We start from the raw sequence: 16925 nt of genomic DNA, 5'->3' as shown, positions 1-16925 counted from the left end.
GAGTCGCTTCATAATAAACATTTTTGATCAGAAATAGCGCTTAATTAAATTCTTAATTAAAGATATAAAAGAGCGTATTTAAAATAAAGTTTTTGATACATCAATCATTAATTATCAAAATAGAATAGATAATTAAAACATTAAGCAATATGTCATTAATAATGCTATAGGAGATTAGCATGCAGTCTAACACGTATCTTAAATATGCAGATATTAAAGGTGAAGCAACTGCTGAGCAGTACAAGGATCTAATTACACTACTATCTGTAGATTGGAGTGTTGGTCGTGAAATTTCATCATTCACTGGTACTGCTATGGACCGTGAAGCAAGTGCAACACGTCTATACGACCTGACAATCACTAAGCTTCAAGACCGCGCGTCACCGGATCTTTTTAAAGAAGCGACCATTGGTAAAGGTAAACCAGCTGTATTCCACATCACCAAGCAAGGTGAGAAAGTGGAAGAAATCATGAAAATCGAGCTTACAGATGCAATGATTTCAAACTACTCAGTGTCAATTCAAGATGACCGCCCAATTGAAACTATCACTATTTCATACACTGAAATGATGATGACAGTGACACCAACTGACGATAAGAACAACACATCTGCACCATTAGTATATGGCTACAGCGGTGTGAAAGGTCAACAAATGTAATTGAATTGCGGGAAGTCAACGCTTCCCGCTATTTTATAAAGAAGTATCTAATGAAAAAAGCGACACAGAAAAATAACTTTATTCGTATTTCTACACCATTTGGTACAGATGCCATTATTCTAAATTCATTTGAATATAAGGAAAAAGTATCAGATCTTTTTTCATTACATGCACAAGCTTATTTCAACGGGCAACACGAAGAGCTCAATAATATTATTGGGCAAGAGGTTGTTATCGCTATGGACAATGATCCAAGTGTTAGCTTTCAACCCCGTTACTTTCATGGTGTTGTCTCACGAGCTAAGTTAACAGGATCTCGGGTGACCACAGCTCATCAAGGTGAAAACTATCGAAATATCGATTTACTTATAGAGCCTAAAGTTCGCTTTGCCGATTATCGAGTCCACTCCCGTATTTTTCAAAACAAAGACATTAAAGAAATTGTGTCGGAAGTATTATCTGAGCATGACGTAAGCTTTAGCCTAAAGCTTACCAAGTCGTACTCTAAATATACTTATAAAGTTCAATATGAAGAATCTGATCTGGCATTTGTTGAACGACTTCTGTCTGAAGAAGGGATTGCTTACTGCTTCTCACATACAAATTCAGCACACATACTGGAATTGTTTGATGATCTTAACTTTTACATACCTGGTTCAGAGTTTCTTGTCGAACATACGACGGGAACAGGTCAAGCAAGCCATATTTACTCTTGGAATGAAACGCAAATACTGACGACAAAAGCCGCACACAAGTCCGGCTTTAATATGCTCAAGCCTTTATCACCACCACAGAATCTTACTAGTGGATCTGCACAACTGTTTTCGGTGCCAAATAGTGAGCACTACGAATACTTAGCTGAAGCTGAAACTGACGATGAGTTTGTGTTGCGAAATACACACGCAATTGAATCACTTCAGCAAGACGTTTATCAATGCAGTGGTGAATCAAGCTGCAGGACATTTTCTGTTGGCAAGCTTTTTAAATTTAAAAAACATGAGGATAAGACTCGAGTAGGAAAAGAATATGTCCTTTCTTCTGTCGCGCTTTCTGCTGCGGTATTTAACCAAACGGGACAGGGCGGTACGTCGTCACAAGGTGTGAGGGTTTCGTTTCATTGCGTTGACTCAAACACCATTCTGCGCCCAAAAATGCGGAGGTTTAAACCGCAGATTAGAGGTTTGCAAACCGCAATTGTGACAGGAAACAAAGATGGCGAAATCTACGTAGATAAATTTGGTCGAATCAAAGTGCAGTTCCACTGGGATCGTGAAGGTCAATATGATGCGAACAGTTCATGTTGGATTCGAGTCGCTCAAGCCAGTGCTGGCAATGGCTGGGGGAGTGTATTCCATCCAAGAGTCGGACAAGAAGTTATCGTCGATTTTGTAAATGGAGACCCAGATCAGCCAATCGTAACTGGGGCTCTTTATAACGCTACCCAGCTAACACCTTATCAATTACCTGCCCAAGCTTCCCAAAGCGGCTATAAGTCCCGTTCAGTACAAAAAGGCAGTGACAAGTTCAACGAGCTACGTTTTGAAGACAAACCCGGCGAAGAACATGTGTATTTGCATGCTGAGAAACTCTTTCAAATGGTGGTGGAAGACAATGCCGATATTGCTGTAGAGAACAATAAAAGTGAAAGGATTACCAATGATTTTATGCAAGAGGTCGGTAATAACGCGAGTCAGAAAGTAGGCAAGAACCAAGGGGTTGATATCGGTGAAGCTCTTGTCGTTAAAGCGGGTAAGAGCATTGAAATAAAGGTAGGAGGGGCGTCGATACAAATGTCTAGTTCTGGGGAGATCAACATTAAAGGCAACAAGATCTCTATTAATGGTTCAGCCATAGCACTTAAAGCTGGTCAAATTTCTCTTAACTAAAGGTGAGCAGATATGGGTAAACCAGCCGCGGTATTGGGGAGTCACCATGTGTGCCCCAAAAAAACAAACAAAGTCCCTCATGTAGGTGGTCCTGTTGTTGTCGGTTCTCCAAACGTGAAGATTTCAGGTATTCCGGCTGCGCGTCAGGGGGACAAGCTATCTTGTGTGGGGCCTCCAGACACTATTTCATCTGGGTCTTCGAGCGTCAAAATCAACGGAAAACCTGCGGCTAGGCTGGGAGACTCCACCGCGCATGGCGGTAAAATTGTTGCCGGTAACTCAGCAATATTAATTGGTGGGTAAATGGCGCTATTTTTTCAATCCCAACTTTGTATGCTGGGCGATCAAGCCTTTTCTGTAGAGCAATTGGCAAACAATACGCTAAGGCCATCAGAAAAAAACGAACTGATTCCACAAGCCAGGGAAAGCTCAGTCCTACCTGTCTATGACAGATTAACTCACTATTCGAAAGCGCTGTCTGAATGCGGCATCGAAGGACAAGTTTATCTTCTGTTACCAAAGCTATCCGACAAGGTTGAGCTTCAACGTGTTACAACGCTGCTTCTTTCGGTTTTTCACCGAGTAGAACCACAACATTTGGCGTTATATCCGTATGGGAACGCGTCTTTTCTGATGGCTCTGAGTCGAATCCAACGAGCAGTAAAACAAACTAAACCATTATGGATTGTCGCTTTACATGTTGCCGATGCTAAAGGGGAGCACGACTCATTAGTTGTCGCGCGCTGCTCCGCGCAAAAACAGGGACTTATATTCAATAAGATCGCAATTGATCTTCAACTCGATAGTAATAACACCGCGGTTTCACATGTCGTTAAGCAACTCGGAAAGTCGTGTGTACAGGAGTTGGATGAATTGATGTTGTCAACCGAAGGCGATGAGCCTGTGTGGCTGGACTCAATTCAATTCCTTTCTCCTTGGGTTAATAGAGACACCTCCTATCGGCTAATAGGCACCACGACTGGCCCTTTGGGAGCGAGTGGAGGGGTATTGAAGGCGATTTGTGCTTGCCTGCAGCCGAAAGAAACACACGATAAAAATTATTCAGGTATTCAGCTTGATATTGAGCGTGGTGGGTATGCCGTTGGCGCCACTTACCGCTGGGGTAGTGAGTAACTTACAAAATGAATATACAAAGGATTGTCAAACTCACATCTTTGAACGGAATCACGTTTTACTTTTCCACGCAGCGACTCAGTACCGGCTCGGAACAAAGCTTTGCAACCGCTCTAAGTGCAGAAGCGTTTATTGAGAATTTTCATTTTTCCGATTTAGAGGAGCTCAGTGAAATTGCGTCATGGACAAGCATGAGTGCGACTTTTTCACATGAATACCAGACAAAAACTAAGTCTGAACTTCTTCAAATTATTGCTCAAGGATTACAAGAAAAAATCCTTTTTGCTGTTGAGTTACCTAAGACTGCACCAAGCACATTTTATCCATCAGCCAACATACCTTCCCAAGTCATAAACCAACTGGCGAAGGTTGAGCGTAATAACTCGAACGCTACTCACTCAGGCACCAACACTGTCGCAAGTAATAGTAATCCTCAAGAAGAAAGTAGCAAAAGGCATGTAAAAGCAGGCGATCCTGTTTCCATGGTCACAGGGGAAGAAAATCTCTCATTGTCTGATGTCGGACTGCCTAATGGATTGGTTTGGTCACGAACGTATCGCTCATCGTTGTGCGATTCTGCTACAACTCTTGGCTTTGGTTGGAGACATATTTTTCAATATGAGCTAACAGACGTATTGGATGAAAAATCTAATGTGACGGGGTGGCTGTTCATCGACGAAATGGGGGACACAATCCTATTTCCAAATGTCGCCAAAGGCGGAATCAGTTACCAAACTTATGTGGGTGCGAGTTGCCAGTATCATCACAGCGGTTATCGATTAGTTACGTTAAGTAATGAAGCTCAAATCAAGTTTTTCTTAAAGAATGAGCAGTGGGTTGCCACTGAAATCCGTCTAGGTCATATGAAAACGGTAAGCCTCGAATACTCTCGAGATCACCGTATCACCCATATATGCGTCAACCGACAAAACCAGCTTGAGCTTCAATACAATCATCAAGGCCAACTAATAGAGATTAGAAATCCAAAGACTCAACATTTGCTAGCCAAGTATGATTTCGATTTTGATGGGCGATTGATAGCTGCTCAGAATGAAAATGGTTTAATCGAACAATACCAATACGATGACACAAACTTAATTGTTAAACGAACGAGAGCTAGCGGACTTTCTCACTACTTTACATGGTCTGGGCGAGGGCCTGATGCGCAATGCATAAAAAATTGGGCGGATGAAAGTGTTTATGATTACTCGTTTGAGTTTGATGGGAGCGAATCCAAATACCGAAATTCACTTGGACACTGTTGGCACTATAAACACAATGAACAAGGCAAGCTGCTTGAGAGTGTGAGCCCTGAATCGAGATGTAGGGCATTTGAGTACGACCCACTCGGTAGATTAGTTTGTACTATCAATGCAGATCAGACATACACCCATCATAGCTACAACCCATTTGGTTTGCTCGAGAAAAAAACACACTCGTCTGGGGCTACAGAGGGTTTTGAGTACAATGAATTTGGTCAATGCATTAAGCATCAATTTCCTGACGGTGAAATCGAGTTTAAAGAGTTCAATGCACTTGGTCAGCTCGTAAGGCACCAACACAGTAACGGGCTTCAAGAACGCGCCGTATTTGATAAATATGGCAGACAAGTAGAAACGAGTGCTGATACTGGGTCTCGTACACAATGGTGGTGGAATGACTCGCATCAGCTGTTAGCAAAAAAAGTCGATCAAAGCTTGATTCGCTATAGCTATGACGAGCGCGATCGAGTGAACGGAGTCGCTTACCCACATGGCCTCATAAGCGGATTTGAGCGCAACGAAAGCAACTTACTCACACGACTATACTTCCAAAGCTCAGAAGATGGCACGTCTCGAGAGCATCGCTACCAATATGACTCAGTTGGGCGAGTTAAGCTGATTCATACGCCAAGAGGGACAACCCAAATTGTTTGGGGGAACTTTGCTCAACCAACGGAAATTGTTAAACCAGATCAAAGCTCTTTTTCCTTCTCGTACGATGCGGAAAGGAACCTGATATCTATCGAACGTTCTGACGGTTGCCAATACAAGTTTGAATACACTCCAGATGGCCAGATCAGTCAGACAACTAGCTTCGATCAAGTGCAAACAAACTACACCTATGACCGCGCTGAAAGATTAAGTGAAATCTTGCATTGCAGTGGTCGCATCTCTTTTGAGTATGACCAAGTTGGTCACATCGCTAGGGTGAAAGCCCATGGTAAAAATCGCGGTGTTGAGGACCATTACCTACACACCTTAGGCGGCAAGTTAATCCGTGCGCACAACCGTTTTTCGAACGTCTCCTATACGTATTTAGGTACAAAATTGGTAAGTGAAGAGCAGGGACGCTTTTCTTTCACCAATCAATACCAAGATAACGGTTTACTTCGCTCTCAACGTTATGACGACGGCACAGAGGTTATATATGAGCATGACCAATTTGGCACGGTATGCGGGTTAACGATTCATTCAAACGGCTCAGAAAGAGAAGATTCAATTAAGTTTGAATACGATGAATTACAACGTTTATCGATAATCACCTGTAGCGCGGGAAAAGAGCGGAGAGAGTTCGATGGAATAGGTCGCTTGAAGCACCAAACATGGACTGGTTTCGAGCGTAAATACCATTTCAACGCACAGCATTATCTGTCGCTTATCATCGACAGTGAGAAGGGAGCTCAACATTATCAATATGATGAACTCGGCCAATTAGAAAGAGTAAAGACGGAAACTTCTGAAGAGTCATACGTTTATGACAGTTTTGGCAACTTTAATGACGAAAGTGCGCAGCGAAAACATGACCGTCTTATTGAACACCATGGTATCAGGTACGACTACGATGAACTAGGAAATAGAACTAGCAGTCAAGGACATGGACGAGAGCAGTACTGCACTTACGATGCAAAAGGGCAGCTGATTGTTGTCGAAAGCGAAGGGCATTTATGCCAATTTGAATACGATGCGCTAGGCCGAAGAACGAAGAAAATCAGCGAAATTGGGACTACCGAATTTATTTGGCAAGGAAGTCATTTAGTCGGTGAGTATTCTCGTTCGGGTTATCGGTGGTATCTATATCAACCAAACAGTTTTGTTCCGCTTGCTCTTATTGAAAACGGCGAGTGTTATTTCTTCCAATGCAATCAAATCGGAACTCCAGAGCGTTTGGTGGATTCGAATGGGCAGGTAGTTTGGCAAGCAACATACGATACCTTTGGATTTGCTCACGTTGGTGTCGAGACGGTTAAAAACAACCTTCGCTTACAGGGGCAGTACTTCGATATTGAGACTGGTCTGCACTACAACTTAGCACGCTACTACGATCCTCAAATAGGTCGATTTATCCAACCCGATCCCCTAGGGCTTCTCGGTGGAACCAACCACTATCAATTTGCGCCAAATCCAGTTTCTTGGGTCGACCCCTTGGGTTTATGTGCAAAAGAAGACACACCGACAGTTCTTGCCGGACACAATGATAATTCGCCTGAGAAGTCGGTGTACTACGCAATGGGGGCGGGGAATTATGGTAACACTCTCTCCCAAACTAACCCAAGTTATAGCATGCGGGCTATCGCTCCTCATGCTGTCCAGAAGGTTGGTATAGACTATGCGGTCGGTATTACTGAAATATTAGCTGCCGGTATGTATAACACGACAGTTGACATTGTAGCTGGGCTGGGAGGTGTAATTGAATTAGCAACAGGAGATGTATCTAGCTCGGCAGATTTAATCGAATCAATACAGACAAACTACTCGTATATCCCAGGGACAGACGGTGCAGGTAGGATTGGCAGAGCTATTTCTCCATATGTCGCGAAATATGAAGAAACTATGATGGGGATCGGGAATGCTGCACTGGAACAAACAGACTCTCCGTTGATCGCTACGATCGTTCAAAAGTCACCTGAAATAATAACAACCTTAGTAGGTGGAGCTACAACGCTCAAAGCAATAGGAAAAAGTAGTATCCCAAACTCAAGGCTTCAGTCAATACTGACTAAGATCCCAGAAGACGAATACATTGCAGTCAAAAATCGTTCTGTTCATAACGTCAATGCGGACACTTTAGTTCTTGGAAAATATAGACCCACAGTTATAGATGGAATTGAAGACTGGAGTATACCAGGCCCAGATTCTTATGTGGCTGTGGCTAAAAATGAAAATGCAATGTATTTTGACCTTGGTGCTGAATGGGGGACTGTAACCGAACGGTTTAATTTGACTGACGATGAAATGTTCGATGCATTTAACATTCCCATTTTGGACCAAGCAGTTGAGTCCGGCAAAGATATAAAATTTACCCATGATCCTCGTATACACGGTGGATTTCTTGAGCAAGAATGGGGCTACCTAAAAAAAGTGTACAACTTTAAACGACTAAAAGAAATTGATGGAGTATTTTATGCAAAGTGAAATTTTAGAAGATAAACTAATCGAAATACTCGATAGTCATTTTGGGCAAGCTGTGAATGATTTTGTCGTAAAGGAGAGTAGTGATATCCCTGCTTTGCAACTGGTAATCGAGATGAGTTTATATAATTACTTCGTAGTCCGAGCTTTTGTAGAAAAACGAACCATCTCCTTATCTATATTGCAATCTGGCTTCCAGTTTAAGCTTTTTTCGATATCTATGATTGATGAATCAATTGATAGCATCCCTGCTAAGTTAGAAGAAGAGGTTAGGCTTAGGATCCCTGACAAATATCTGATAGCTAAAGGATGGGCCTAAAATCTCAATGGAGTCCCAAAGGTTGGAGTAATAGAGTACAAAGCTATAGAATTAAGAGTGTTAACCAATGTTACTTTAAACGTATCGGTAGAACATTTTTCGCTCGCAAGCTGTTTGGTTGTAAAAGGGAAAGTTATTCTTCCCCAGTTATTTCTATCGTTCCATATAGATGAGCTACTGATATTCACAGCAAAAGTTGCGAAGTAGCGCTCTTCCTCTGAAGTTTGTCTTAAGATAACCCGAATTAAGTTCGGGGATCCTATTCTTGATAAGCCTTCACAAACCACATGAAAAGCTTACGAACTCACGATATCCTAGGGGGATAATAAGATAGCGCCATATTGATGGCAGAAAGTGAATTCGAATGAAGTTTATCCATACCTCAGATTGGCACCTTGGCCGACAGTTTCATAACGTCTCTTTGCTTGACGATCAGCAAGCCGTTCTTGACCAGTTAATCCAATATATTGAAAACAACCCTGTTGATGCGGTGGTTGTTGCTGGTGATATTTATGACCGTTCTGTCCCACCAACCATTGCGATTGAACTACTTAACAAAGTAGTGAAGCGAATCTGTGGTGAGCTAAATACGCCGATGATTCTGATTTCTGGCAACCATGATGGTGCTGAGCGCCTAGGTTTTGGCTCAGAACAGATGAAAAATGCAGGTCTTCACATTATCAGTAACTTCGAAGACATGCTTACCCCTGTTGTTATTGAAACCGAGAGCGCAGGGAGAGTGGCTTTTTATGGCATGCCTTATAACGATCCAGAGCAAGTCCGTTTTGCCTACCAAGAACCCGTTTCGACCCACGATCAAGCACACAAGTTACTTGCCGAGAAAATCACGGAGCAGTTCCAACCAGAACAACGCAACGTGTTAGTCAGTCACTGCTTTGTCGATGGTGCCATTGAGTCTGAATCTGAGCGTCCACTTTCGATTGGCGGTTCCGACCGTGTCAGTCACGAGCATTTTCTCAACTTTGACTATGTAGCGTTGGGGCATTTGCACCAGCCACAGAAAAAAGGCGAAGAGTACATTCGTTATTCTGGTTCACTGATGAAATACAGTTTTGGTGAACAAAACCAGAAGAAAGGTTTCACGCTGGTGGAAATTGACCAAAACGGTTTTGTCTCGGCAGAGCATATTGACCTTGCCGCACCTCATGAGATGCGAATCGTTGAAGGCGAACTTGAACAAGTAATAGAGCAGGGCAAAACCGATCCGAAAAACGAAGACTACCTGTTGGTACGTTTGATGGATAAGCACGCGATCTTAAACCCAATGGAAAAGCTACGTACTGTTTACCCAAATGTTTTGCACCTAGAAAAACCGGGCATGTTAATTGGTGTCGAGCAGGAAATGGCGCAAGCGAAGTTGGCGAGAAGTGAGATAGACATGTTCCGAGATTTCTTTTCGGAAGCGCAAGACGGCCAATTATCGCAAGAACAAGATCAAGCGATCAGTGACATTATCAAACAACTTTCTCAGCAAGCTCAGTAAGGACCAAACATGAAACCCATTAAACTGACAATGCAGGCTTTTGGTCCGTTTGCTCAAACAGAAACGATTGAATTCGACAAGCTGGGAACTAACCCTCTGTTTCTTATCAATGGTCCTACTGGTTCGGGTAAAACCTCGATTCTCGATGCGATTTGTTTTGCTCTTTATGGTGAAACGACGGGTAACGAGCGTCAAGGCATTCAAATGCGTTGCGATATGGCAGCGCCAACGCTATTGACTGAAGTGACACTTGAGTTCTCTTTACACGGCAAGTCTTATCGAGTGATTCGCTCACCAGAACAAGAAGCACCAAAAGCGCGTGGTGAGGGCATGACGGTGCGTAAGCATACCGCAGCTTTGTATGAGATTACGGACGAAGAAAAGCTCATCACCAGCAAAACAACGCAAGTAAAGACAGAAGTGACCAATATTATTGGCTTGAACGAAACTCAGTTCCGCCAAGTTATGGTGTTGCCACAAGGTAAGTTTCGAGAGTTGTTACTTGCGACGTCCAAAGAGCGTGAAGAGATATTTGGTCAGCTATTCCAAACGGATATCTACAAGAAGATTGAATACGCACTGAAAGACAAAGCGAGTGCTATTAGCAAAGCCAAAGACGAGTTTGATAACCAAATTCGAGGCGCACTGCAGGTGGCTGGTGTTTCTTCAGAAGCGGAGTTGACAGAGCAGCGCGAAGCCTTATCTGTTCAATTTGAATCTGTACAAAAGCAAGAGCAAGAATCTCTGGCGCAATTAAATGCGGTAAAAACGGAACTGCAAAAAGCAGAAGCGCTGAGCAATGAGTTTAAAAAGCGCGAGCAAGCCGAAATTGCATTGAAGCGACATTTAGAACAGAGCGATGCTGTCTCATCTCGTCAATTGCAGTTAGACAATGCGAAGAAGGCAAGCAAGGTTGAGTTGCCTTATGTCACGTTACAAAATGCCTCAAAGCAAACGCAAGAACTTGAGCAAAAGGTGGCTAAGCTTTCTCAAGATCTTACTGTGGCAAATGACGCGGTAAAATCCAAAGAAGGCGCATTGCAAACCGCGAAAGAACAAGCCGCACAATTGCCAAAACTGACAGAGCAGCAATACCAACTTGAAGGCATGAAAGGAAAGTTGGTTGAAAAGTCAGAGCTAGAGAAAGCCATTAACGCAGGTTTGACGCAAAAGTCGGAGTTTGAGGCAACGCTCAAGAAATATATCGCTCTGAAAGAGAAGTTAACGCTAGAGGCGCAACAAGGTCAGAAGTCACTGGATCAAGCTCGAGTCGATGTTGCAAGTATTGGCACTGTAGAGGCTGAGATAAAACAGCAACAACGTTTGATGCAAGACGTACAGAAGCTAACTGGTTTAAACCAAGAGCTGGCAAAATTGGACGCGGCGACGCCTAGCAAACAAGCTTCGGTTGACCAAGCAAAAGCGCGATACGCAGAACTTCAACGCTCAGCAGATACACTTGAATTGAGTTGGCACAATGCTCAAGCCGCTGTATTGGCTCAGCGCTTACAAGCCGGTGAAATGTGTCCGGTGTGCGGTAGTGTAGAACACCCTCAACCCGCTCAATTTGTTGGTGAGGAGGTCACTAAGGATCAAGTTCAAAACGCTCGAAACACGGAGCGAGAAGGGCAAGTTGTGCTTAACCAATTGAACAATCAGTTGGAGCAGCACAATATCGCAATCGGACAATACAAGCAGCAGATTGAGCAGCTATCCGTTGAGCTTGGTCAAAAAGCATCAATGGATTTAGGCGCGTTACAAGTGTCCATGCAGCAGCTCAATGAACGTTTACAGCAATTGTCATCGATTAACTTGGTTCAGTTGGAACAAAGCGTCAATGAGTTAAACCAGCGTTGTGTTACTGGGGAAGGTAAGATCAATGATCTGCAAAACCAGATGGCAGCGAATGAATCGACGATAAAAGGGAACCAAGAGCAACTGGCTAAACTGTCTGCTTCGTTAGATGCCAAGTACTCATCTCTTGAAGTTCTTGAGCAAGACATTGTTGCGATTCAAAAACAGATTACGGAGTTGAATACCGCATTCGAGTCTGCACAAAATCATTTACAACAAGCCGTGCTGGCGAAGACCAATATTGAAAGCCAACTGACAACCAATCAACAGTGGTTGAATGAGGCACTAGAGCGTTTGAACACAGCCAAAACTGATTGGGCGCAAGCGTTGCAGACGAGCGCATTTGAGGATGAAGCACAATTCCTAGCAAGTAAAGTTGATGAAGCCGAGATGCAGATTTGGCAGCAAGAAATTGATGCGTTCAAACAGAATCAAATCAAGCTAGAACAAACTTTGGCAGATTTAAGTTCAACGTTGAAAGACTTGGTGTTACCAGATTTAGAAGGGCTTAACGTTAAGCTAAACAGCAATCAGCAAAATTACGTTGAAGCGCGTAATCAGCTTGATAGCACGCGCTCATTGTTTGAACGTCTAGAGAAAGTCCGTAATGACATCGCGACGTTACATGACAAGAACACTAAGTTAGAAGACGAATACAAAGTGTTTGGCACTTTGTATGACGTTGCAAGCGGTAAAACGGGTAGCCGCATCAGTCTGCACCGATTTGTCCTTGGTGTGTTATTAGACGATGTATTGATTCAAGCGTCACAGCGTTTAAGTCTGATGAGTAAAGGTCGTTATATCTTGGCTCGTAAAACGGAAGGCTTTAAAGGTGCGGCAGGACGAGGCTTGGATCTGGTAGTAGAGGACAGCTACACAGGTAAAACGCGCGATGTTGCGACGTTATCAGGTGGTGAATCTTTCATGGCAGCGTTGGCATTAGCGCTCGGTCTATCTGATGTTGTGCAGTCTTACAGTGGCGGTATTCGCTTGGATACGCTGTTTATTGATGAAGGCTTTGGCAGCTTAGATCCGGAATCTTTAGATCTTGCGATTCAAACCTTGGTCGACTTACAACAAACGGGTCGCATGATTGGCGTGATTTCTCACGTATCTGAACTGAAAGAGCAAATGGCGCAGCGTATTGATGTTGAACCGTCGCGACTTGGTTCTACAGTTTCTGTGAAATCTCGGATGGTATTTGATTCTTAATCAATACCTGCAAACGTACATAAACAAAAGCCCCGCTAGATTACGGTGTAAAGTAGCGGAGCTTTTTGTTTCTCTGTCTCGAAGCACTTACTGTTCGCAGAAGCGACCTTCCTTCGGCGATTGCGTAATCGCATATTCACCATCAAGGTTGCGGTAAACAACCGTGTTCCAAACTGAGCCATCATTCAATTCAAACTCTATCGCGTAGTTCACACCACTCACAATTTGTGCATGAACGGACAAGATCTGTTTAAACGAAGCGAGAGTTTCCATTTTGTTTAGGACAAAGGCCATTGCCTTTTGAGCGTCTGGGGTAGCATCGAATTCGTTCCACCCACCTGGCATATTTCCTTGTGTATTACATACATCTGCCGAGGTTGTTGGTTGTGCCGCTTCATCTTGAGTATTTTGCTGACATCCAGCAAGAAGAATCAAGATAGCGCAAGCTGACACGGTTTTTAATTTCATAAAATTAACCTCTGTTTGCAAGCACGTATTATAAAGCTCGGTGTTAAAGCACAATGTCTACGTTGTGCAAACTTTTGATATGCAGAGGGTTAAATCCTGATGAAATGGTTGCGAGCGAGCTCCAAAAAAAGAAGATTGGTTACGTTTTTGTGGGATTTTGATAGAACGTCACGCTTAATTGCGAGCGCAGCTTTACGGTTCATTTCGCGTCGTGAATTAAGATCACAATTATAAAATAGACATTAAAAACATAACTTTGTAAGTGTATCTGTTTTCTTAGCTCAGCCATATAATCCAAACGAAATTCATTAAGTGCCAATACAAAGTACTGAATGATTGTTGTGATGAAACAAAATGGATGAGAGGTAACACGATGAAGCAAAAAGCGCTATATCTAGCAGTAGCAATGGGTTTGAGTGGTCTTGCGAACGTCGCATCCGCTAATGAGATGGTAAATCCTGATGGTGGTGTCGTAGTGGGTTACTGGCATAACTGGTGCGATGGCGCTGGTTACAAGGGAGGTAATGCACCGTGTGTAACATTGGATGAAGTTGATCCTATGTACAATGTGGTTAACGTCTCCTTTATGAAGGTATTCAATACCAATGAAGGTCGTATTCCAACCTTTAAGCTCGATCCAAATATCGGCCTTTCAGAACAACAATTTATTGACCAAATTGAAGCTCTAAACCAACAAGGACGTGCCGTTCTCATCGCTCTTGGTGGCGCAGATGCTCACGTTGAACTTAAAACTGGTGACGAACAAGCGTTCGCACAACAGATTATTCGTTTAACGGATAAGTTCGGTTTTGATGGTCTAGATATCGATCTAGAGCAGTCAGCAGTAACGGCAGAGAACAACCAAACCGTAATTCCAGCTGCACTTCGCCTTGTAAAAGAGCATTATCAACAACAAGGTAAGAACTTCCTAATTACGATGGCGCCTGAATTCCCTTATCTAACAGAAGGTGGCAAGTATGTTCCTTACATTACTGGTTTAGAAGGGTACTACGATTGGATCAACCCTCAGTTTTACAATCAAGGTGGTGACGGTATTTGGGTTGATGGCGTGGGTTGGATAGCGCAAAACAATGATGAGTTAAAACAAGAGTTTATTTACTACATTTCGGACGCTCTATCGAACGGTACACGCGGTTTCCACAAAATCCCGCATGACAAACTGGTGTTTGGTATCCCATCTAACATTGATGCTGCTGCAACGGGCTTTGTTCAAAACCCTCAAGACCTTTACGACGCGTTTGATCAACTTAAAGCGCAAGGGCAGGCACTTCGTGGCGTAATGACATGGTCGGTGAACTGGGATATGGGCACCGATAAAAATGGCCAAGCGTACGGTGAAAAATTCGTGAAGGATTACGGTCCGTTTATCCACGGGCAGACTCCACCACCAAGTGAAGGTGAACCAGTGTTTAGTGGCCTCATCGATGTTCGTGTGCATCACGGTAGTTCATTTGACCCGTATGCAGGTGTTACTGCGTCTGATAAAGAAGATGGAGACCTAACCAACAGCATCACTGTCGAAGGTTCAGTTGATGTGAACACGGTAGGCACATATGTTTTGGTTTACAGTGTAAAAGACAGCGACAACAATGAAACCAAGCAAAGTAGAACGGTTGTTGTTTACAGCCTAGTGCCTGAGTTTGAAGGTGTCGCAGATACGACCATCCAGCTTGGTGACGCTTTTGACCCAATGGCAGGCGTAAAAGCGACGGATGCAGAAGACGGTGATTTGACTGATCAAGTGCGTGTAGAAGGCAGCGTAGATGTGAACGTACTAGGTGTCTACGACTTGGTTTACCGCGTAACGGACAGTGCTAATCAAACTACGACTGCGCAACGCTCTGTGATTGTTTCTGATGGCAGCAGTTACCCTCCGTATGAATCTGGAAAGACGTATGAAGCAGGTGACATTGTCACAGGTTCGGATGGTAACTTGTATCAGTGTAAACCGTGGCCATACACGGGCTGGTGTTCAAACCCTTCTTATGCACCTGGTGAAACCGTTTATTGGTCAGACGCGTGGGATAAGTTGTAATTAGCTCATGAATTTAGGTATACCCAAGTAACCTCGAGGTGCTAGGTTCAGCGAGATTGACTTGGTTTGTAGACGCGGCGGCGATTTAAAGGTTTAGTGGGTCTAAATCAAGAATCGACAACAAAGTATACAAGCCAAGTCAACTCGCCCTCAGGGAGCGTGTCATTGACCCGATTACTGCGTCAAACAACTTGGAAAGAGCTTGCTATTCCGCTTCGTTGTTTTCCTTGCTTACTTTCGGTAAACAGGGAATCAATGACAACGCTCTGAATCAGCACCTTGAAGTCACTTGGGTATAGACCTCCTTCACTGGAGGCTTTTTTATGCGCGTAACTTCACATCTTATTGAACCTACACTAGAACTTGAAAGCGTAATCATTAGTATCTCGCCTCCGCATTTTCCCTACTTACCTATAGTTGGAGTGCGTCGCTCTTTGTCAATTTGGTATGGTCACCTAGGAGGATTTAATGAAAAGGATCAATGTAGTAGGCAGCAGTGCAAGCGGTAAATCGACGTTTTCAAAGCAACTCGCAATGAAATTAGGTGTCACGTACATAGAAATGGACAGGTTGTTCTGGCTTCCCGATTGGAAAGAACTCGATGATGAGACGTTCTTCGATAAAGTCGTGGACGTAACTCAACAAGACGCTTGGGTACTCGACGGGAATTACAGCCGAACACAACCATACAAATGGCAAAGAGTCGATACCATCATCTGGCTCGATTATTCACGTTCTATCACCACTTATCGTTCCATAACTCGTGCTATTAAAAGGGCATGGACTCAAGAAGAGTTTTGGGAAGGAACTGGCAATAGAGAAAGCTTTAGAAAAGCGTTTTTGAGTACAGACTCGATTATTTGGTGGTCGGTTAAGAATTACCGAAAGAATCGGAAGCGTTATTTAAAATTGAAAGATGACTTAAAAGGTTCGCCTATCGAGTTCATCCACACCACTTCACCAAAAATGGCACAAGATTTTCTTGGTTCTCAAGATTTTATAAATAGATAAGTAACTTATTTAAGTGACTTTTTGGCAACGGCTCGCAGCTGTGTAAATCCTGACATTCCGCCTCCGTTAGATGATGAATACTAGGGTCTGTTGACCTTTCGCTGCAAAAATCAGCTCGAGAGATTAACAGACCCCAATAACGTTCCCGTCGTATTCATTGTGGAGGTATTATGATCGGCTACGAAGAAATGGCGATATCCGGCTACCTAGGTTGGTTACTCGCTGTTTTATTGGTTTACCCCTTTGCTTATGTTGGTATTCACATCGGTATATTCGACATAAAAGTCCGTACCAAAGTTAGCCGCTATTTCAATCGCACTGTATTAGTCCTGATTGCATTTCTGCTGATTATGCATATGCAAACGGAAGTGATTTATGGCAAGTATTTTCTCGACCTTTGGGAAGCACAACAATAACTCTGATCGCATTAA

At 43.3% G+C, this 16925-nt stretch carries 12 protein-coding genes; 11 read left to right on the top strand and 1 reads right to left on the bottom strand.

The annotated features are described in order from the left end of the window. Window positions 1–179 precede the first annotated feature (179 nt). The 8 genes from QTO06_RS16465 (at window position 180) to QTO06_RS16430 (ending at window position 12959) form a co-directional block, all read left to right on the top strand. Window positions 180–659, top strand: a complete 480-nt coding sequence (locus QTO06_RS16465) for an Hcp family type VI secretion system effector (protein WP_005426862.1) — start codon at window positions 180–182, stop codon at window positions 657–659. A gap of 50 nt (window positions 660–709) precedes the next feature. Continuing rightward, window positions 710–2545 (top strand): type VI secretion system tip protein TssI/VgrG, encoded by a 1836-nt coding sequence (tssI, locus tag QTO06_RS16460; protein WP_331408973.1) that lies wholly within the window; start codon window positions 710–712, stop codon window positions 2543–2545. Between the two features lie 12 nt (window positions 2546–2557). Beyond that, window positions 2558–2848, top strand: coding sequence for a PAAR domain-containing protein (locus tag QTO06_RS16455; protein ID WP_020196276.1), 291 nt, complete (start codon window positions 2558–2560; stop codon window positions 2846–2848). Further along, entirely contained in the window at window positions 2849–3679 is an 831-nt protein-coding gene (locus QTO06_RS16450; protein WP_331408972.1) for an NAD/NADP transhydrogenase beta subunit, read from the top strand. Between the two features lie 8 nt (window positions 3680–3687). Further along, window positions 3688–8073: an RHS repeat-associated core domain-containing protein gene (locus tag QTO06_RS16445; protein ID WP_331408971.1), complete on the top strand. Its 4386-nt coding sequence runs from the start codon at window positions 3688–3690 to the stop codon at window positions 8071–8073. Further along, window positions 8063–8389: a hypothetical protein gene (locus QTO06_RS16440; RefSeq protein ID WP_050904609.1), complete on the top strand. Its 327-nt coding sequence runs from the start codon at window positions 8063–8065 to the stop codon at window positions 8387–8389. Before QTO06_RS16445 ends, QTO06_RS16440 begins: the two co-directional genes overlap by 11 nt. Window positions 8390–8753: 364 nt before the next feature. After that, a complete protein-coding gene (locus tag QTO06_RS16435; protein ID WP_045459007.1) occupies window positions 8754–9893 on the top strand; it encodes an exonuclease SbcCD subunit D in 1140 nt (379 codons plus the stop codon). Between the two features lie 9 nt (window positions 9894–9902). Next, window positions 9903–12959, top strand: a complete 3057-nt coding sequence (locus QTO06_RS16430) for an SMC family ATPase (protein WP_331408969.1) — start codon at window positions 9903–9905, stop codon at window positions 12957–12959. A gap of 87 nt (window positions 12960–13046) precedes the next feature. Here QTO06_RS16430 and QTO06_RS16425 read toward each other — a convergent pair whose 3' ends face one another. Next, window positions 13047–13427 carry a cystatin domain-containing protein gene (locus tag QTO06_RS16425; protein ID WP_138955426.1) on the bottom strand — a complete coding sequence of 127 codons (381 nt, stop codon included), beginning with the start codon at window positions 13425–13427 and terminating at the stop codon, window positions 13047–13049. A 373-nt stretch (window positions 13428–13800) separates the two neighbouring features. On the opposite strand from QTO06_RS16425, the gene QTO06_RS16420 reads away from it, so the two are divergent. The 3 genes from QTO06_RS16420 to QTO06_RS16410 all read left to right on the top strand — a co-directional run bounded on the left by QTO06_RS16420 (window position 13801) and on the right by QTO06_RS16410 (window position 16910). Continuing rightward, window positions 13801–15483 (top strand): immunoglobulin-like domain-containing protein, encoded by a 1683-nt coding sequence (locus tag QTO06_RS16420; RefSeq protein ID WP_331408965.1) that lies wholly within the window; start codon window positions 13801–13803, stop codon window positions 15481–15483. A 468-nt stretch (window positions 15484–15951) separates the two neighbouring features. After that, a complete protein-coding gene (locus QTO06_RS16415; RefSeq protein ID WP_331408964.1) occupies window positions 15952–16494 on the top strand; it encodes an adenylate kinase in 543 nt (180 codons plus the stop codon). Window positions 16495–16664: 170 nt separating this feature from the next. Further along, a complete protein-coding gene (locus QTO06_RS16410) occupies window positions 16665–16910 on the top strand; it encodes a hypothetical protein (protein WP_331408963.1) in 246 nt (81 codons plus the stop codon). Window positions 16911–16925: the final 15 nt, after the last annotated feature.

Source organism: Vibrio sp. M260121 (assembly GCF_036533715.1).
Lineage (GTDB): Bacteria > Pseudomonadota > Gammaproteobacteria > Enterobacterales > Vibrionaceae > Vibrio.
This window is presented reverse-complemented; position numbering and strand designations above follow the sequence as displayed.